The sequence below is a fragment of the Streptomyces sp. NPDC027962 genome, assembly GCF_055566095.1.
Window position 1 is genome coordinate 74290 of record NZ_JBVHTA010000016.1, and the last position, 18087, is coordinate 92376.

Here is an 18087-nt window from a genome sequence, read left to right on the forward strand (position 1 = left end):
GTGGACGCGTCGGTTTCGCGGTCGGCATGCATCCAGCTCTGCTCCAGGCTTGGAGGTTTCCGCTACAGCCCATGCAGATCCTGTGGCGTTGCTAGCCTTCGGCTTGATCGTTGGAGCGCTACGGGGGTTGGCATGGTGGCACCGAGGCGACGGCCAAGCAGGCGGCAGACCACTTGGGTTTTGAGTGGTTTACTCACGGCGGCCGCCCTGTTCCTTGCGACGGCGCTGGCTGCGGGCCTCCTTCCGGACATCTACAAGGGGTACATCAGCGACAAACCAGCCCATCTCGTTTTAGGGGTAATTGTCGTCTCGACAATTGCCATCCTCCTCGTATACATCCAGTACCTGAGGAGCAGGCTGCCGCTGGACGTGATGCCGCAACAGGTCGCGGCTGAGAAACTCGAACGTACCCGCCTAGCGCTGCTTCGATCGGTACGCGAAACGTGGGTGAATCGGCTCGACTTGACTTGGCAACGGTCAGTTCGGGTTGAGCTGGGTCTCCTGGAGCAGCCGTCCGCAATCCACCATCCGTGGGGTTCGCCCGTTCTTTCGTCGGCGGAAGGAGTTCCGGTCCACCCCGGAACTTCGCTGAAAGATTTTTTCGTCCGTCATAACTCTCAAGTCCTCGTTCTTGGCGAGCCGGGGGCTGGTAAGACCTCGCAGATGCTCGATCTCACGGCCGCGCTACTGGAAGCAGCCGAGCAGACCGTAGAGGAACCGGCTCCGGTTTTCCTTCTTCTGAGCAACTGGCACGGGGGGCCATTTCAAGACTGGTTGCTGGACGAGATGCGCACTCGGTACCGCGTGGCGCCGGAGGTGTCTCTGGCCCTATTTCGGAATGATGCGATTGCACTTGTGCTGGATGGGCTGGATGAAGTTGCTCCGCAGCTTCGCCGGAAGTGCGTGGCGGAAATCAATGACTTTATCTCCGTTGATCGGCATCCGCATTGTGCGGTTGCAGTTTCTTGTAGGTCGGGTGATTACAGCGCGCTCGACATTCAGTTGATCTTAAATGGGGCAGTTTCTCTCAAGCCGCTTGAGGTTTCTTCCGTCCATTCATTGCTGAACGGCGCTGGGGAGTCCATGAGGGGGCTTGCGGCTGCCGCTGCTGCGGACCCTGTGTTGGCACGGCTGTTGACGACGCCTTTGATGCTCGGAGTAGCTGTTCTGGCGTACGGGGGCGTGAGTGAAGAAGAGGTAAACGGTTCTGGCACCGTTGAGGAGCGTCGCGGGCGAATATTCGATGCCTACATCGATCGGATGATCCAAAGGGATCGAACTCTTCGAGGAATTCGTGTTCCGCATCGCTGGGCGCCAGCGGAAGTGGAGTACTGTCTTTTGGTGCTCGCGCGTATCATGAGTGCAGTCCACGCGACTGCTTTCTACCCCTCCGACCCGTGGCGTTTGCTTTATCAGGCACCCGAGAGTGCTGTTAGGTCGATGTTCCCTGGAGGGCTGTACTGGCACATTAAGGTCGGGAGGGCTCTTTCGGGGTATGAGGCAGGCAATCCAGAGAGTAGGGCGAACTTCTTTTATCGGAAGCTAGCTGATAGCCTGCCCGACAGATTTTACCCACCCCATATTCGGCGGGATTTCTTGGATTATGTCGCCGATAGGGCGATAATGCGCCGTTCTGGTGATGCCTATGCGTTTCTGCACAAAATGATCCAGGACTACCTGGCAGATAAGACGACGCACATGAGCGCGGCAGAGTTGCTTTCTATGAAACCGCCCTCCCTCTCCTGATGCGGCATCAGATCTGATGGCTTGCCGCATCAGGAGAGATTATTGACTCGAAGCGGCTGATTCTTAGTTATTTGATTCTCAATCGGGCAGAGATCTTGGCGTTGGCCGCCTCGTCCCCGCCCTTGAGGAACTTCGCGTACACCCGGAACAGCACAGCAACGCTGTGGCCGGCGCGTTCGGCTACGAGCTGCGGCTCCACTCCAGAGCTGAGCCACGACGAGACAGCTGCGTGGCGGAGGTCATAGGGCCGCTTGGCGAGCTTCGACGCCAATTCACCGGGCGAGAGCACGTCGGCTCGAGCGCGGGCCCAGACCTCGCCGTAGCCGCTTTCCTGCACCATGCCGCCGCGTGCGGTGCGGAACAGCCGACCGTCCGGCGCCGTGCCGAACCGGACGACGTGCCAGCGCAGCAGGGCCAGCAGCTCCGGAGGTATCGGCACGTACCGAACCGCCTTGCGTGACCGGTGCTTCAACCCTCGCTGGTCGTGAGCCTCACCGCTGTCCGTCCAGGCCGTGCCCGAGCGCGCTCGGCTTTCGGGTAGCCGCAGCATGCCCCAGCCTCGGCTTGTGTGTCGTTTCGGCTGCGCCACCCCCTCTCCGGAGAGGTGTGCCGGATACCGGTTCCCTGAATCGCTGGTACGACGCTGCGTGCGCAATCAACTGCTGTAGGCCAAACGCATGCGGGCCGGTCAGTCCGGCCTCCCACCCGGACGAGGTCGTGACGGGAACCTGGAGCCCTCCGATGCCGAACACCGCCCGGCCCGCCTCGGTGAGTTCGCTTGACAGCCGCCGATCGCGTAGGCCAGTCCCCCGCGACAGCCGTCCATGGCAAGGGCTCGCTGTTCGGGGCTGCGTCAACGGTCTGCGGGGGGTGCTGCCGTCGCCGCGAAGGGTGGGGTGTCCTGTTCGCATGTGGCGCCGGCGGGCGGGAGAGCGCCAATGAGGAAGTAGCGGACCGCGTGGCGGCCGACGCAGCCGCTGGGATTGTCCAGTGCGGTGTGGCCGTACCCCTGCAGCGTGAGCAGTCGTGCGTCAGCCAGTTCTCCGGCCATGGCCTCGCCGCCCTGATAGGGAGTGGCGGGGTCGTAGGTCGGATTGACCACGAGGACCGGATACGCGATGGGCTTGTTCCACGGTCCGAGGTACTTGTCTGCTGCCTTGGCCGGCCAGGTCGAGCAGGGCTCGTTGGCCCAGGACCACCAGTGCCCGAGGTCCCCGGCACGCTTCGTGCTGAACCTGTCGAGTTCGGTGTACCGCTGCGGATGACGCGGGTTGGGGCTCTCCGCGCAGAGCACGGCGATGGGCTGCTCGAAGCCGGGGTACGGCGGGGGGCCGGGAGGCGCCTCCGGCTCCTCGGGGGTGCGGCGCTTCCAGAGCGCCTGCAGCGTGTCGGCGGTGTCGTTCCAGCCCGGATGGACCGTGTAGAGGCCGCCGCGGACCTCGCTGACGGTCTTCGCGTAAGTCCACGCTCCCTGGGGCCGCTGCGCCAGACGACGCATCAGCTCCTCGAACTTGGCACGGGTCTTCGTCGGGCTGCCGGCGGAGAAGGCGCAGCGGCTCGCCGAGGCTCGCCCGCACAGATCCAGGAACTGCCGCAGGGTCGACTCCGAGCCGAGATCCGACTCAAGGCGCAGGAACGTGCTGAGCTTCGGTTCCTGCCGGGAGCCGTTGTTGGCCCAGGCCCAGGGGTCGACGTTGCCGTCCAGTACCAGGCGTCCGACCTTGGACGGGAACAGGTTCGCGTAGGTGGCGCCCAGGAAGGTGCCGTACGAGACGCCCCAGTAGCGCAGTTGCTTTTCGCCGACCGCACGCCGCAGCCAGTCGAGATCACGCGCGGTGTCGGCTGTCGAGACGTGGCGCAGCAGTTCCGGCACCCGCTGCTCGCAGCGACGGCCGAGGTCGGCGTAGGCGGCGACGTACTCCTTGCGCTGCTGTCTGCCGACGGGGAAGGGGGGAACGTCCGCAATCCAGTTTTCTGCTTCTTCGGTGTTGGCGAAGCACCGAACCGCGGTGCTTTGTCCGATACCGCGAGGGTCCCAACTCACGATGTCGAACCGCTGTTGCAGTTCCTTGGGGAACTTCTCGTACTGCGCCGGAAGCCCCACCGTGCCCGCACCTCCGGGTCCGCCGGGGTTGAAGAACAACGAACCCATACGACGGCCCGGAACGGTCGCCCGGGCCCTGATCACCGCCAGTTCGATGGTGGGGCCTCCGGCACGGAAGCCGGAGTAGTCCAGCGGAACCTGCGTCGTGGCGCATTCGAACCCCTTCTGCCCGTCGCCCGTGCAGGGCCTCCAGTCCAGAGCCCACCCCGGACCGCCGACAGGACCCCCTCCGCGAGGACGTTCTGCCGCGCCGGTCCCAGTCACGACACTGGAGAGCAGCGTGGCCCCTGCGGCGCACACGACGCCGCGGCGCCGCCAACTCATCGTCGATCCCGGCATGTGCAAACCCTTCTGGGTGATGACGCGCATCGGGCGCCGGCTCGGGCGAGCGCAATCCATCCGACCGGCCGCCGGGGCCATGGGCAACACGCCAAGGCTGAACGGGTGACGAGCTCCTGCCACGCACATGCGTGCTGATGCGGAGCAGCTGAGCAGCGGCATCATCCGTGCGGCACGGCGGTGGACGTTGCATCGGGGTCGGCGGAGCGGCTTTGGGCGGGAGCTGCCACGGGGCGAGAGATCATGGCCCCGTAAGCTTCCGGCGATTCGGGCAGTCTGTGGACCCGCACGGTAAAGCACGACGTTGGGGCCATGATCTTCGAGGCTCGCTCCATGGTGGCTGCCACAAGCCGTGGAGCCGACCGCCCCAGCCACGTTGGGCTACCGTCCACTGCATCAGGTGTGCTCGTAGGGGCTCGTCCGGCGGAGCCGGGGCCGCGCGCGGCGAGCGGAGCGAGCCGCCTTGATCTAGCGCCGGGCAGGCGATGTTCGAGAAGCTCCGCTCGCTGCAACGGGTGGTGGCGGCAGGCGCCGAGCCGGCATCGGCCGCCTTCCACGGCGCCTATCACCACTACATCGGCGCGGTCTGGACCTATCGGGTTGCCGTACGCGAGGGGTTGGAGGGCAAGTCCCTCTCGCCCGCAGCCTTCGGATGGAGCAGAGGGACGGCACCGACCGGTGCCCGATGTGCCAGGGGGCCGTCGTCACGGGAGCGTGAGACACAGCCAGCGCCCCGCGGCGTCGGCGAAATCCTCCGGCGGCGCCTCAGTCCGCCAGCCGGAACGCCAGCTGGATCTCCCACTTGGACATGTCCGGCTCCACCCGGGGATCGGTCGGATACGACTCCGTCCGGCACGCCCAGTGCTCCACCCCGTCGACCACCGTCATGTCCCACTCCAAGCCTTCCTGCGCCGCCCAGTTGCGCATCGCGGCGGCGACGCCGAAGAGCTGGTCGGGGTGGCCGATGTGGGTGGCCGTCGCATAGCGGCCGGCGGGGAGTACGGCCACGCCGATGTCTCCCTCCGGCTCCGGGGCCGAGGCGACCGGCACGCCCGCCTCCACCACCGACTCCCCATCCATGTCCAACGTGTTGAACCGGAAGAAGGGCGCACCCGCGAACTCCACGCCTTTCCCTGTCAGCCAGTTGACCAGTTCGGGCAGCCGGTCGGCGATCTGTGCGAAAGCGTCCATCCGTACGGACCCGCGGATGTACGCATAGAGCTGCTCCTCGCGCTCCTCGATGTCCGGCCGGATGTCCTGTGTGTGATTGCTCATGACCTCAATGACCCCACGGGCGGAGGGAATTCATCGGACGGGAGGGCCCGGCAGTCCCGGGGACGGAGGGAGAGGCGGCGGCGTCAGTTCCCTGCGATGTCCTTCACCGCGACGGTGACCGGTGTCGAACCGCTGATGAGCTCCAGCGTCAGCCCCGCCGTTGCCGGTGTTTCCACCATCTCCGCGAGCACCGCCGCCACGTCGTCGCGCGGTACCGGCCCGCGTCCCGTCGAGGCCTCCAGCCGTACGAGGCCCTTGCCCGCGTCGCTGGTCAGCGCGCCGGGGCGCAGGATCGTCCACTCGAGGCCGGTGCGGGAGCGCACGTAGTCGTCCGCGGCGCCCTTCGCGCGCAGGTATGCGTCGAAGACATCGTCGCCCTCGTGCTCGGCGTCGGCGCCCATCGACGACACGACGATGTACCGCCGTGCGCCCGCCCGTTCGGCCGCGTCGGCGAAGAGCACCGCTGCGCCGCGGTCCACCGTGTCCTTGCGGTCGATGCCACTGCCCGGCCCCGCGCCCGCGGCGAAGATCGCGGCGTCCGCGCCCCGCAGTACGGCGGCGACCTCTTCCACCGACGCCGACTCCAGGTCCAGCAGTACCGGTTCGGCGCCCGCGTCCCGCAGGTCGTCCCCATGGTCCGGATTCCGGATGATGCCCGCGACCTCGTGCCCGCTTGCCGAGAGCAACCGTTCGAGACGGAGAGCGATCTGACCGTGTCCTCCAGCGATGACAATGCGCATGCCTACGACGGTACGTCCGAACCCGGGGCGGCGCTCAGGAGACCGTGGTTCCGACCGCAGTCAGGGTCCGGCGTCCGGCCCGGAGCCAGGCCCGGGACCCGCGCCAGGTCCCGCCCCCGGCCCGGATCCGAGCCCGTGGTCGGGGCGTCCCTGGCGCGGCAGTTCGAAGGCGACCTCAGCCGCCGAGTCGCAGTACTCGCGCACCGCGCTCGTACGGGCCACCACCCGCCCGCGGTGGATGACGATCCGGCTGTACGCGAGCGACAGCACGCCCGAGATCCGTTCGCCGCGCACCGCGAGCAGCTCCGCCGGGAAACCGGCCTCGACCCGCACCTCGGGGAGCCCCATCACCTCGCGGGCCGTGCCGGCCACGCAGCCGTACGCGTCGGAGGGCCGCATCCCGGCCTGCGACGACAGAAGGTACGCGGCCTCCAGCGGATCCCCCCGCCCCACCGGGTTGCACACGTCCCGCAGCGCACCGCTGCCCGCCGCGACCCGCACGCCCGCCGAGCGCAGCAGCCGGACCGGCGCGTTGCCGCGCTGCTCGACGCCGGCGCAGCCGCCCTGGGGCAGCGAGACGACGGTGACGCCGGCTGCCGCGAGCTGGTCGGCAGTCCTGGAGGCGATGTCGCGTGGCAGCCGGGCGAGACCGGCGCACGGCCCGATCGTGACGCCCGGCCGCAGCCCGCCGGCCATCGCGGCGAGCCGCGCCAGCCGTGCGGGGTCGTCGCCGTGGGTGTGCAGGTCGACGGGGCAGCCGTGTTCGGAGGCGATCTCGAGGACCGCCTCCACGTATCCGGTCGGGTCGGGGTCGGCGTCCGGGCAGCCGCCCACCACCCCGGCGCCCATCTTCATCGCGTCCCTCAGGATCGACAGACCGTCGGCCCCCGCGAGGCCCGTCAGCAGCCGGGGCACCGCCACGGTGGTCAGATCGGCCAGCCCGCGCAGGGAACGCCGCGCCTGCAGCACCGCCTCCAGAGAGTCGAGACCCTGTACGTCCCCGATCCGTACGTGCGAGCGCAGCGCCGTCGCCCCGTGGCCCAGCTGCAGCAGTGCCGCCTCGGTGGCGCGCCGCTGGACGTCTTCCGTGTCGTAGGAGACGGGCCCGGGGGTCTCCGCACTGAGAGCCGTGTCGCCGTGGAAGTGGGGTTCGGCGGGGGCGGGCAGCAGCAGGAAGCCGGTCAGATCCAGTCGGGCGGAGTGCGGCGGGAGGCTTCCCGCGGTGCCGACCGCCTCGATGCGGCCACCGCTGAGCCGGACGTCGACGGTGCGGCCGTCGGTGAGCCGGGCGCCGCAGAGCAGCAGCGCGGCTGAGTCCGCGGCGGCGCCGTCGGGGGGCGGCGGCTGGCTGTCGGGCATCGCGCTCCTGGGTGGGGCGGTCGGGCTCGGACGGCGAGCGGCGCCCGGGCGGGGGTGGGAGCCGCGGCGTGGGAGCCGGAAAGGATCACACAGCGTGAGTCGAGCGTAGGGGCGCACGCGATGCGCTTCGAGGAGGAGCGCAATAGTCGTACCGGTGTGGTCGCAAGTGGCGTGCGGGACGGGCGTGGTGCCGAACGAGAACTGCAGGCGTCACGGGCATGGTGCTGTCAGGAACGGCGCGCGTCACCGGCGTGGGGCCCCGGTGGCGACGGGCGCACGCGTCCGTCCATGGCGCGCGCCGCACGTCCGTCCGCGACGCGGGAGCGGGCGGCCGGCGAGTGCCGGTGCGGGGATGCCTTCCGGGCCGCAAGGGGACCGGAAGGCGGCCGACGGGGCGCGTGGAAACGGATTTGGGCGAACGGCAGCCGACCGTGTAATGTCTTCATCGCTCGCCCCAATAGCTCAGTCGGCAGAGCGTCTCCATGGTAAGGAGAAGGTCTACGGTTCGATTCCGTATTGGGGCTCTGATGTTCGGTGATCCTCACTTTCGGGTGAGGAGATCCAGCATCGCAGCGGTGTAGCTCAGTCGGTAGAGCAAGCGGCTCATAATCGCTGTGTCACCGGTTCAAGTCCGGTCACCGCTACACACAGTAGCCGATTGTGGGGTCGGTCCTCCGATCGGCTACTCTTTTATGCGTTCATCCGTCCTATCCGTCCAAGGAGCACTCACGTGGCTGCCACCGACGTCCGCCCGAAGATCACGCTGGCCTGCGTGGAGTGCAAGGAGCGGAACTACATCACCAAGAAGAACCGGCGTAACAACCCGGACCGTCTTGAGATGAAGAAGCACTGCCCGCGCTGCAACTCGCACACGGCGCACCGCGAAACGCGCTGAATCAGGCTCGTATACGAGGCCGCCCCCCCTGGGGGCGGCCTCGTGTCGTTTGTCGTGCCGTCATTTTGCTGTGGTCAATATCAGGAGGGAGCCAGTCATGGCGCTCGACCAGTCCTTCGTGGGGCGGACCTATCCGCCCACCGCGCCCTACGAGGTGGGACGGGAAAAGATCCGCGAGTTCGCAGAGGCGGTGGGTGACGCGAATCCCGCCTACACCGACCGCGAGGTGGCGCGCGCGCTCGGTCACACCGATGTGATCGCTCCGCCGACCTTCGCCTTCACGATCACTTTCAAGGCTGCCGAGCAGGTCGTCCAGGACCCTCAGTTGGGGCTGGACTACAGCCGTGTGGTGCATGGCGACCAGAAGTTCGCGTACGCGCGCCCCGTGCGTGCGGGGGACAGGCTGTCGGTCACGTCGACGATCGAGGCCATCAAGTCCCTTGCCGGCAACGACATTCTGGACATCCGCGGCGAGGTGCACGACGAGACCGGTGAACTGGTCGTGACGGCGTGGACGAAGCTGGTGGCGCGAGCCGCCGAGGAGGCGTGATGGCAGCGAGGATCTCCTACGCGGACGTCGAGGTCGGTACCGAGCTGCCGGCGCGTGGCATCCCCGTGACGCGCGGGACGCTGGTGCAGTACGCGGGCGCCTCCGGCGACTTCAACCCGATCCACTGGAATGAGAAGTTCGCCACCGAGGTCGGGCTGCCGGATGTGATCGCGCACGGCATGTTCACCATGGCGGAGGCGATCCGCGTGGTGACCGACTGGGTCGGCGACCCGGGCGCGGTCGTCGAGTACGGGGTGCGGTTCACCAAGCCGGTCGTCGTTCCGAACGACGACAAGGGTGCGCTGATCGAGGTCAGCGGCAAGGTCGCGGTGAAGCTCGACGACAACCGGGTGCGCGTGGACCTCGTTGCGACGAGCGACGGTCAGAAGGTGCTGGGCATGTCCCGCGCGGTGGTGCAGCTCGTCTGACGGACGCGGCCGGCCGATGCGACGAGGGGTGCCCTGCCGAGGCGGGGCACCCTTCGGCTGTTTCCGGCTCCTGGGGGTTTCCGCTGCCGGCTGTGTCCGCCGGCCGCCCCTCTTGACTTGGTTAGTGATTGACCAATAACTTGTACTCATGGTCAGGATGAGCGCAGAAGAGCGACGCGAGAGCGTGATCCGTGCGGCGATCGCCGAGTTCGCGCGCGCCGGGTACAACGGCACCTCCACCGAGGTCATCGCCAAGCGTGTCGGCGTCTCGCAGCCCTACCTCTTCCGTCTCTTTCCCAACAAGCAGGCCATCTTCCTCGCCGCCTCCTCGCGGTGCCTCGCCGACACCCGGCGCGTCTTCAAGGAGGCGGCTGACGGGCTGGAGGGCGAGGAGGCCCTCCACGCGATGGCGACCGCGTATCAGCGCCTCATCGCCGACGACCCCGAGAAGCTGCTGATGCAGATGCAGATGTACGTCGCCGTGGCGGCCGCGGAGGCGGCGGGCGACCACGAGTTCGGTGAGCAGGTGCGATCCGGATGGCTCGAGCTGTGGGACGCCGTCCATCTGCTTCTCGGCGCCGACACGGACGAGACGACGACCTTCCTCGCCTACGGGATGCTCATCAACGTCCTTGTCTCCATGGGTTTTCCCGCCGATCACCGCATCTGGTCCGGCTTCTACGTCTCCGCGCGTCCCGCCGACGAGTGAGCCCGACGGTTCCCCGGTGCGGTCCGCGCACGTCTCGGCAGTGAAAGTTAGTCATGGATTACTAATCCTCTGGGGGAGCAGTGAATCAAAGTCAGCGGCCCGCGCGGCGCACCAGCGCTGTCTGGGCACTCGTCATCACCAGCACCGCCGGTTTCATGGCGGCGCTCGACAACCTCGTCGTCACCACAGCCCTTCCGTCCATCCGCAAGGACCTCGGCGGGGCGCTGGAGGACCTGGAATGGACCGTGAGCGCCTACACGCTCACCTTCGCCGTCCTGCTGATGTTCGGTGCGGCTCTCGGTGACCGCTTCGGCCGCCGGAGGCTGTTCATCGTGGGCCTGGCCGTCTTCACCGGCGCGTCGGCCGCGGCCGCTCTCGCCTCGGGTATCGATGCCCTCATCGCCGCCCGCGCAGTCCAGGGCGTCGGCGCGGCGATCATGATGCCGCTCACACTGACACTGCTCACCGCGGCCGTCCCGGCCGCCCGACGCGGTGCCATGCTCGGCATCTTCAGCGCCGCCACCGGCGTGGCCGTCGCCACCGGCCCGCTCATCGGCGGCAGCCTCACCGAGCACATCTCGTGGCAGTGGATCTTCTGGCTCAACGTCCCCATAGGCCTGGCGCTGCTGCCACTCGCCCGGCTGCGCCTCGACGAGTCGTACGCCCCCGACGCCCGGCTGGACGTCCCGGGGACCCTGCTCGTCAGCGGCGGCCTCTTCGGCATCGTCTACGCCCTGGTCAACGGCAACGCCGACGGCTGGTCCAGCACCCGGATCCTGTTCTGCCTGACGGCCGGCACCCTGCTGCTCGTCGCCTTCATCTGGCACGGCTCCGTGGCCAGAAAGCCCATGCTTCCCATGCGGCTCTTCCGCAGCCGCGCCTTCTTCGGAATCAACATCGCGAGCCTGCTGATGTTCCTGGGTATGTTCGGCTCGATCTTCCTGCTCAGCCAGTTCCTGCAGGGAGTGGTCGGCTACTCGCCCACCGAGGCAGGACTGCGGATGCTGCCCTGGACCGGCATGTCGCTGCTCGTGGCGCCGTTCGCCGGCATCCTGTCCGACCGGATCGGCGGCCGTCCGGTCGTCACCGCCGGCCTCGCGCTCCAGGCAGTCGGCCTCGCGCTCTTCGCCCTGGTCCTGGAACCGGGTGTCTCGTACGCTGCCCAGCTGCCCGCGCTCGTCATCAGCGGCATCGGCATGGCGCTCTACTTCGCGCCCGCCGCCAGCGTGGTCATGTCCAGCGTCCGGTCCGCGGAGCTGGGCATCGCCTCCGGGGCCAACAACGCGCTGCGCGAGGTCGGCGGCGCTCTCGGCATCGCGGTGCTCGGCGCGGTCTTCGCCGCACAAGGCGGCTACGAGTCCCCCCAGGCCTTCTCCGACGGAACGGTGCCCGCGGTCTGGCTCGGCGCCGGGGTGCTCGCACTCGCGGCCTTGGTGGCGCTGCTGATCCCCAAGGGCCGGATCGTCCCCGACGGCCCCCTGGCGGCCTCCGAGCCCGCCGGGCCCGCCTCCGCCGACGGCGAACGCGCACCGGTCGCGGTCTGAATCCCGCCCCGGCCCTCGCGGGCCGCCCCGGCCGTTCCTCGCGGTGCGGAGCCCGGCCCGGCCCTCGCGGGCCGGGGCCCCGCCCCCGGCCCGCACGGTCTGCATCCCGCCCCCGCGGTCCGCGGCCCCGCCCGAGCGGCGGGGGCGCGGACCGTACTCTTGTCTCCGTGCAGGAACTTCACGACGCCCCCCTTGCCCCCCTGACCACCTTCCGGCTCGGCGGTCCCGCGACGCGCCTCGTCACGGCCACCACCGACGACGAGGTGACCGCCGCCGTGCGCGAGGCGGACGAGGCCGGCACGCCGCTGCTGATCATCGGCGGCGGCAGCAACCTGGTCATCGGCGACAAGGGCTTCGAGGGCACCGCGCTGCGCATCGCGACCCGCGGCTTCGAGCTCGACGGGACCCGGCTGGAGCTGGCCGCGGGGGAGACCTGGAGCGACGCCGTCGCCCGGACCGTCGAGGCAGGCCTCGCGGGCATCGAGTGCCTGGCCGGCATCCCCGGCTCCGCGGGCGCGACCCCGATCCAGAACGTCGGCGCGTACGGCCAGGAGGTCTCCTCGACCGTCACCGAGGTGATCGCCTACGACCGTCGTACCGGGGAGACGGCCACCCTCGCGAACGCCGAGTGCGGCTTCTCCTACCGCGACAGCCGCTTCAAGCAGGACCCCGACCGCTATGTCGTGCTGCGCGTCCGCTTCCGGCTGGAGGACGCGGGCGGGCTGTCCGCGCCCGTGAAGTACGCGGAGACCGCCCGTGCTCTCGGCGTCGAGGTGGGCGACCGCGTTCGGGCCGCCACCGCCCGCGAGACGGTGCTCGGGCTGCGCGCCGGCAAGGGCATGGTGCTCGACCCCGACGACCACGACACGTGGTCGGCCGGTTCCTTCTTCACCAACCCGATCCTCACGGCCGCCGAGTACGAGGCCTTCCTCGTCCGCGTACGCGACCGGCTCGGCGACGGCATCGCCCCGCCCGCCTACCCGTCCGCTGACGGCCTCACGAAGACATCGGCCGCGTGGCTGATCGACAAGGCCGGCTTCACCAAGGGCTACGGCTCCGGCCCGGCCCGTATCTCGACCAAGCACACGCTCGCCCTCACGAACAGGGGCGAGGCCACCACGGAGGATCTGCTGGCGCTGGCCCGCGAGGTGGTCGCGGGAGTGCGGGACGCCTTCGGGGTGACCCTTGTCAACGAGCCGGTGACGGTCGGCGTCAGCCTGTAGGTACCGGACAGTCCCTGGTGCAGGACAGGGCCTGGCAGGCGACTCCCACGTCCTGCTTGAGCGTCGCCGGGTCGTCGGTCGTCGCGGGCATCGCGTGCGCCACGTCCGCCCGGCCGACCCGGCCGATGATCCGGCCACCGTGCGGGTTGCCGCCGACGACCGTGCGGTAGGTGCCGGTCAGCGGCCCGTCGAGCAGCCTGGGCGGTCGACGGAGGTCCAGTCGGTGGCGCTGCGGGACGGCTCGTCCTCCACGACCCGCAGATCCGCGTAGACGTCCTTGAGTACGGACGGCAAGCCGCCCCGACCCGACGACTCCGCAGCGGCCCTCGCGCTCACGGCTGCGCGGCGTCTCTCCGGCCTGAGCTCCTCGCCGAGGCCCTGCCCGGGCGCGGAGCACCTGCCGACCTCGTCCCAGAGGCGCCTCCGGCTCACCAACCCGTCAATTGTCGGACGACCGGTCCCGCCAGCCAGTCGTCGATCCCCGAGAGCAGCTTTCGCCTGACGTCCTCCGGTGCCGCGGAGCCGCGCACCGACTGGCGGGCCAGTTCGGCGAGGTCGGCGTCCGCGAACCCGTGGTGGTGGCGGGCGAGCTCGTACTGGGCCGCGAGGCGGGAGCCGAAGAGCAGAGGGTCGTCCGCACCGAGGGCCATCGGGACGCCGGCTTCGTAGAGCGTCCGCAGCGGTACGTCCGCCGGCTTCTCGTAGACGCCGAGGGCCACGTTCGACGCCGGGCAGACCTCGCACGTCACGCCGCGCTCGGCCAGCTTCCGCAGCAGACGCGGGTCCTCCGCCGCGCGCACGCCGTGGCCGATGCGGGAGGCGTGCAGATCGTCGAGGCAGTCGCGTACGGACGCGGGGCCGGTCAGCTCGCCGCCGTGCGGGGCCGCCAGCAGCCCGCCCTCGCGGGCGATCGCGAAGGCGCGGTCGAATTCGCGGGCCATGCCCCGCCGTTCGTCGTTGGACAGGCCGAAACCGACGATGCCCCGGTCCGCGTAACGCACCGCGAGCCGGGCGAGCGTTCGGGCGTCGAGCGGGTGCTTCATCCGGTTCGCGGCGACCAGCACCCGCATCCCGAGACCGGTCTCTCGCGCGGCGCTGTCCACGGCGTCGAGGATGATCTCCAGCGCCGGGATCAGACCGCCGAGCCGCGGCGCGTACGAGGTCGGATCGACCTGGATCTCCAGCCAGCCCGAGCCGTCCTTGATGTCCTCCTCCGCCGCCTCCCGCACCAGCCGCTGGATGTCCTCAGGCTCGCGCAGGCAGGAGCGGGCCATGTCGTACAGCCGCTGGAAGCGGAACCAGCCCCGCTCGTCCGTGGCCCGCAGCTTGGGCGGCTCGCCGCCGGTGAGCGCCTCCGGCAGGTGCACGCCGTACTTGTCGGCCAGTTCCAGGAGGGTGGCGGGCCGCATCGACCCGGTGAAGTGCAGATGCAGATGGGCTTTGGGCAGCAGGCTGACGTCTCGTACGTGCGGGGGGTCTGAAGAGAGCAGCATTCAGGGATCCTGCCGTACGAAACCCGTCCCGGGCAGCCCTTTTCCCCGATCGGGTTCTTGCCCGAACGCAGAAACGGGCCCCCGGCCGAAGCCGGAGGCCCGTCCCGCGAGGGAGCGGATCAGTCGCGGGCCTCGGCCAGCAGCTTCTGGACCCTGGAGACGCCCTCGACCAGGTCCTCGTCGCCCAGGGCGTACGAAAGACGCAGGTAGCCGGGGGTGCCGAAGGCCTCGCCCGGGACGACCGCGACCTCGACCTCGTCGAGGATCAGGGCCGCGAGCTCCACGGAGCTCTGCGGGCGCTTTCCGCGGATCTCCTTGCCCAGCAGGCCCTTCACGGACGGGTACGCGTAGAACGCGCCCTCGGGGGTCGGGCAGACCACGCCGTCGATCTCGTTGAGCATCCGCACAATGGTCTGGCGGCGGCGGTCGAAGGCCTCACGCATCGTGGCGACGGCGGCCAGATCGCCGGACACGGCGGCCAGCGCGGCGACCTGTGCCACATTGGAGACGTTGGACGTGGCGTGCGACTGCAGGTTGGTCGCGGCCTTCACGACGTCCTTCGGGCCGACGATCCACCCGACGCGCCAGCCCGTCATGGCGTACGTCTTGGCGACGCCGTTGACCACGATGCACTTCTCGCGCAGCGCCGGGACGAGGGCGGGCAGCGAGGTGAACTTCGCGTCGCCGTAGACCAGGTGCTCGTAGATCTCGTCGGTCAGCACCCACAGACCGTGCTGGGCGGCCCACTCGCCGATCGCGAGGGCATCGGCCTCGCTGTAGACGGCGCCGGTGGGGTTGGACGGCGAGACGAAGAGGACGACCTTGGTCTTCTCCGTACGCGCGGCCTCGAGCTGCTCGACGGAGACGCGGTAACCGGTCGTCTCGTCCGCCACGACCTCGACCGGCACGCCGCCCGCGAGGCGGATCGACTCGGGGTAGGTGGTCCAGTACGGCGCCGGGACGATGACCTCGTCGCCCGGGTCCAGGATCGCGGCGAACGCCTCGTAGATCGCCTGCTTGCCGCCGTTGGTCACCAGGATCTCGGCCGGGTCGACCTCGTAGCCGGAGTCGCGCAGCGTCTTCTGAGCGATGGCCTTCTTCAGCTCGGGCAGACCGCCGGCCGGCGTGTAGCGGTGGTACTTCGGGTTGCGGCAGGCCTCGACGGCGGCCTCGACGATGTAGTCGGGGGTCGGGAAGTCGGGCTCGCCCGCGCCGAAGCCGATCACCGGACGCCCGGCGGCCTTGAGAGCCTTGGCCTTGGCGTCGACGGCGAGGGTTGCGGACTCGGAGATCGCGCCGATGCGCGCGGAGACCCGGCGCTCGGTGGGAGAGGTTGCAGCGCTCATGCGGCCCATGCTCCCAGACGCCGGAGACACGCGGCACACAGGTTTCGAGGACCGGACATATCCGGCCGGCCGCTGCGTCCTCGACCGGCCGGAAGCCGAGGGCGCAACCGGCCGGAAGCGGACGGCGCGACGGGCAGGAAGCGGACCGCGGGGCTTTGTGTTCGACGCCGGGCCTGGGAACACGTACACTCACTGGCTGTTGGCCTTCACCAGCCACGTCGGATCCGGGCACTTAGTGCACCCGGACGGATGCGGTAGGTTGGGGGACCACAAAGGGTCGTAGCTCAATTGGTAGAGCACTGGTCTCCAAAACCAGCGGTTGGGGGTTCAAGTCCCTCCGGCCCTGCTACACACACCTTCGCCAGGTTGTGTGCGCAGCGCATGTACGTCTTCTATGCACCGCCGTGCGGCTCCACCGGGCGCGGCACGGCCACGACCCGGGAATCAGGTGAGAGATCGTGACGGACGCCGTAGGCTCCATCGACATGCCTGACGCCGAGGACGAGAGCCCCGAGTCGAAGAAGAAGGCTCGCAAGGGCGGCAAGCGCGGCAAAAAGGGCCCGCTGGGTCGCCTGGCCCTCTTCTACCGCCAGATCGTCGCCGAACTGCGCAAGGTCGTCTGGCCGACTCGCCATCAGCTGACGACGTACACCACAGTGGTGATTATCTTCGTCGTCATCATGATCGGCTTCGTGACCGTGATTGACTATGGCTTCCAGGAAGCAGTCAAGTACGTCTTCGGCTGATCCGCGGAGGGCGCCGGACTCGGCGCCCCTTTCGCATGTTCCACCCCATCTGTATCCAGGAAGAAGCAGCCACCGTGTCTGACCCGAACCTGAACGACGCCGACCGTTCCGGCGAGAGCTTCGAGTCCGCCGAGGACAAGCTCGACATCGTCGAGGCGGCGGACGCTGTGGAGCCGGACCAGGCCGAGGCTGCCGACTCCGCGGCGGGCGAGCCGGCCGAGGTCGAGGCCCTGCACGTCGAGAGCATCGAGGGCGAGGCGGACGTCGAGGATGCCGCCGAAGGTGACGAGGACGCTGCCGAGGTTGCCGAAGGTGACGAGGACGCTGCCGAGGAGCAGGCCGAAGAGGCCCCTGCGGCCCCGGCCGACCCGATCGCAGCCCTGCGCGACGAGCTGCGCGGCCTTCCCGGCGAGTGGTACGTGATCCACACCTACGCGGGCTACGAGAAGCGCGTGAAGGCGAACCTCGAGCAGCGTGCCGTCTCGCTCAACGTCGAGGACTTCATCTACCAGGCCGAGGTCCCCGAGGAAGAGATCGTCCAGATCAAGAACGGCGAGCGCAAGAATGTCCGGCAGAACAAGCTGCCCGGCTACGTGCTCGTCCGCATGGACCTGACGAACGAGTCCTGGGGTGTCGTCCGCAACACCCCCGGTGTCACCGGCTTCGTGGGCAACGCCTACGACCCGTACCCGCTGACCCTGGACGAGATCGTCAAAATGCTCGCCCCGGAGGCCGAGGAGAAGGCCGCCCGTGAGGCCGCAGAGGCCGAGGGCAAGCCGGCTCCCGCCCGCAAGGTCGAGGTCCAGGTGCTGGACTTCGAGGTCGGCGACTCGGTCACCGTCACCGACGGCCCGTTCGCCACGTTGCAGGCCACGATCAACGAGATCAACGCCGACTCGAAGAAGGTCAAGGGCCTCGTCGAGATCTTCGGCCGCGAGACCCCGGTCGAGCTCAGCTTCGACCAGATCCAGAAGAACTAGCACCTTCTGGACGCCAGGCTTCCGAACAGGTCAGACCGCCTTTCGCAGGCGGTCTGACCTGCTCGGTTTTTGGCCGCGCATGGATACCCGTTATCGTTGTGCGGTATGCCTCCATCCGGATGATCGGGTGGCAGGCGGATAACTCTCACTAGGACCCGGAGAGAGCAATGCCTCCCAAGAAGAAGAAGGTCACGGGGCTTATCAAGCTCCAGATCCAGGCCGGCGCGGCCAACCCGGCTCCGCCGGTCGGCCCCGCCCTGGGTCAGCACGGCGTCAACATCATGGAGTTCTGCAAGGCCTACAACGCCGCGACCGAGTCGCAGCGTGGCATGGTCGTGCCGGTGGAGATCACGGTCTACGAGGACCGTTCCTTCACCTTCATCACCAAGACTCCGCCGGCCGCCAAGCTGATCCTCAAGGCCGCGGGTGTGGACAAGGGCTCCGGCGAGCCGCACAAGACCAAGGTCGCGAAGCTCACCAGCGCCCAGGTCCGCGAGATCGCCACGGTCAAGCTGCCCGACCTGAACGCCAACGACCTGGACGCCGCGTCGAAGATCATCGCCGGCACTGCCCGTTCCATGGGCATCACGGTCGAGGGCTGACAGCCCCC

16 protein-coding genes, 3 tRNA genes and 2 pseudogenes are annotated in these 18087 nt (G+C 68.8%); 13 read left to right on the forward strand and 8 right to left on the reverse strand.

All coding sequences use genetic code 11. From position 1 onward, the window contains the following. Positions 1 to 180 precede the first annotated feature (180 nt). Positions 181 to 1746: an NACHT domain-containing protein gene (locus ACZ4SA_RS17275; protein WP_468275023.1), complete on the forward strand. Its 1566-nt coding sequence runs from the start codon at positions 181 to 183 to the stop codon at positions 1744 to 1746. A gap of 67 nt (positions 1747 to 1813) precedes the next feature. On the opposite strand, the pseudogene ACZ4SA_RS17280 reads toward ACZ4SA_RS17275, so the two are convergent. The 5 genes and pseudogenes from ACZ4SA_RS17280 to ACZ4SA_RS17300 form a co-directional block, all read right to left on the reverse strand. Then, positions 1814 to 2308 (reverse strand): annotated as a pseudogene (locus ACZ4SA_RS17280) (site-specific integrase); the annotation flags it as partial. A 291-nt stretch (positions 2309 to 2599) separates the two neighbouring features. Beyond that, positions 2600 to 4219 (reverse strand): alpha/beta hydrolase, encoded by a 1620-nt coding sequence (locus ACZ4SA_RS17285; protein WP_468275025.1) that lies wholly within the window; start codon positions 4217 to 4219, stop codon positions 2600 to 2602. Positions 4220 to 4954: 735 nt separating this feature from the next. Continuing rightward, a complete protein-coding gene (locus ACZ4SA_RS17290) occupies positions 4955 to 5464 on the reverse strand; it encodes a GyrI-like domain-containing protein (RefSeq protein ID WP_468275028.1) in 510 nt (169 codons plus the stop codon). Between the two features lie 83 nt (positions 5465 to 5547). Next, on the reverse strand, positions 5548 to 6204 hold the full coding sequence (locus ACZ4SA_RS17295; protein ID WP_468275030.1) for an SDR family oxidoreductase: 657 nt from the start codon (positions 6202 to 6204) through the stop codon (positions 5548 to 5550). 60 nt (positions 6205 to 6264) lie between these two features. Beyond that, the gene (locus ACZ4SA_RS17300) at positions 6265 to 7563 is read right to left on the reverse strand and encodes an amidohydrolase family protein (RefSeq protein ID WP_468275031.1); all 1299 of its coding nucleotides are present in this window, start codon (positions 7561 to 7563) and stop codon (positions 6265 to 6267) included. A 451-nt stretch (positions 7564 to 8014) separates the two neighbouring features. Here ACZ4SA_RS17300 and ACZ4SA_RS17305 point away from each other — a divergent pair. From ACZ4SA_RS17305 to ACZ4SA_RS17340, 8 genes are all read left to right on the forward strand, one after another. After that, positions 8015 to 8087, forward strand: a tRNA-Thr gene (locus tag ACZ4SA_RS17305). A gap of 47 nt (positions 8088 to 8134) precedes the next feature. After that, positions 8135 to 8207 (forward strand) — tRNA-Met (locus tag ACZ4SA_RS17310). 86 nt (positions 8208 to 8293) lie between these two features. Then, the gene (rpmG, locus tag ACZ4SA_RS17315) at positions 8294 to 8458 is read left to right on the forward strand and encodes a 50S ribosomal protein L33 (RefSeq protein WP_003956487.1); all 165 of its coding nucleotides are present in this window, start codon (positions 8294 to 8296) and stop codon (positions 8456 to 8458) included. Between the two features lie 97 nt (positions 8459 to 8555). Continuing rightward, positions 8556 to 9008: an FAS1-like dehydratase domain-containing protein gene (locus ACZ4SA_RS17320; RefSeq protein WP_468275033.1), complete on the forward strand. Its 453-nt coding sequence runs from the start codon at positions 8556 to 8558 to the stop codon at positions 9006 to 9008. After that, a complete protein-coding gene (locus tag ACZ4SA_RS17325) occupies positions 9008 to 9436 on the forward strand; it encodes a MaoC family dehydratase (protein ID WP_468275035.1) in 429 nt (142 codons plus the stop codon). The genes ACZ4SA_RS17320 and ACZ4SA_RS17325 overlap by 1 nt, the downstream gene beginning before the upstream one ends. 148 nt (positions 9437 to 9584) lie before the next feature. Next, positions 9585 to 10145: a TetR/AcrR family transcriptional regulator gene (locus tag ACZ4SA_RS17330; RefSeq protein WP_468275036.1), complete on the forward strand. Its 561-nt coding sequence runs from the start codon at positions 9585 to 9587 to the stop codon at positions 10143 to 10145. Positions 10146 to 10225: 80 nt separating this feature from the next. Then, on the forward strand, positions 10226 to 11689 hold the full coding sequence (locus tag ACZ4SA_RS17335) for an MFS transporter (RefSeq protein ID WP_468275038.1): 1464 nt from the start codon (positions 10226 to 10228) through the stop codon (positions 11687 to 11689). A 167-nt stretch (positions 11690 to 11856) separates the two neighbouring features. Next, positions 11857 to 12912 carry a UDP-N-acetylmuramate dehydrogenase gene (locus ACZ4SA_RS17340; protein WP_468275040.1) on the forward strand — a complete coding sequence of 352 codons (1056 nt, stop codon included), beginning with the start codon at positions 11857 to 11859 and terminating at the stop codon, positions 12910 to 12912. Here the strand turns inward: ACZ4SA_RS17340 and ACZ4SA_RS17345 are convergent. The 3 genes and pseudogenes from ACZ4SA_RS17345 to ACZ4SA_RS17355 all read right to left on the reverse strand — a co-directional run. Continuing rightward, positions 12902 to 13200: pseudogene (locus ACZ4SA_RS17345) on the reverse strand (NAD(P)H-binding protein); the annotation flags it as partial. The gene ACZ4SA_RS17340 and the pseudogene ACZ4SA_RS17345 overlap by 11 nt on opposite strands. 140 nt (positions 13201 to 13340) lie before the next feature. Further along, positions 13341 to 14405, reverse strand: coding sequence for an adenosine deaminase (locus tag ACZ4SA_RS17350; RefSeq protein ID WP_468275042.1), 1065 nt, complete (start codon positions 14403 to 14405; stop codon positions 13341 to 13343). A 119-nt stretch (positions 14406 to 14524) separates the two neighbouring features. Further along, complete coding sequence (locus ACZ4SA_RS17355; protein WP_468275044.1) at positions 14525 to 15751, reverse strand: pyridoxal phosphate-dependent aminotransferase; 1227 nt, start codon at positions 15749 to 15751, stop codon at positions 14525 to 14527. Positions 15752 to 16024: 273 nt separating this feature from the next. Between ACZ4SA_RS17355 and ACZ4SA_RS17360 the strand changes: the two genes are divergently transcribed. The 4 genes from ACZ4SA_RS17360 to rplK all read left to right on the forward strand — a co-directional run bounded on the left by ACZ4SA_RS17360 (position 16025) and on the right by rplK (position 18079). Next, positions 16025 to 16097 (forward strand) — tRNA-Trp (locus tag ACZ4SA_RS17360). A 112-nt stretch (positions 16098 to 16209) separates the two neighbouring features. Further along, positions 16210 to 16497 (forward strand): preprotein translocase subunit SecE, encoded by a 288-nt coding sequence (gene secE / locus ACZ4SA_RS17365; protein ID WP_468275046.1) that lies wholly within the window; start codon positions 16210 to 16212, stop codon positions 16495 to 16497. Between the two features lie 74 nt (positions 16498 to 16571). Continuing rightward, positions 16572 to 17477, forward strand: coding sequence for a transcription termination/antitermination protein NusG (gene nusG, locus ACZ4SA_RS17370; protein WP_468275048.1), 906 nt, complete (start codon positions 16572 to 16574; stop codon positions 17475 to 17477). A 167-nt stretch (positions 17478 to 17644) separates the two neighbouring features. Then, a complete protein-coding gene (rplK, locus tag ACZ4SA_RS17375) occupies positions 17645 to 18079 on the forward strand; it encodes a 50S ribosomal protein L11 (RefSeq protein WP_356633362.1) in 435 nt (144 codons plus the stop codon). Positions 18080 to 18087: the final 8 nt, after the last annotated feature.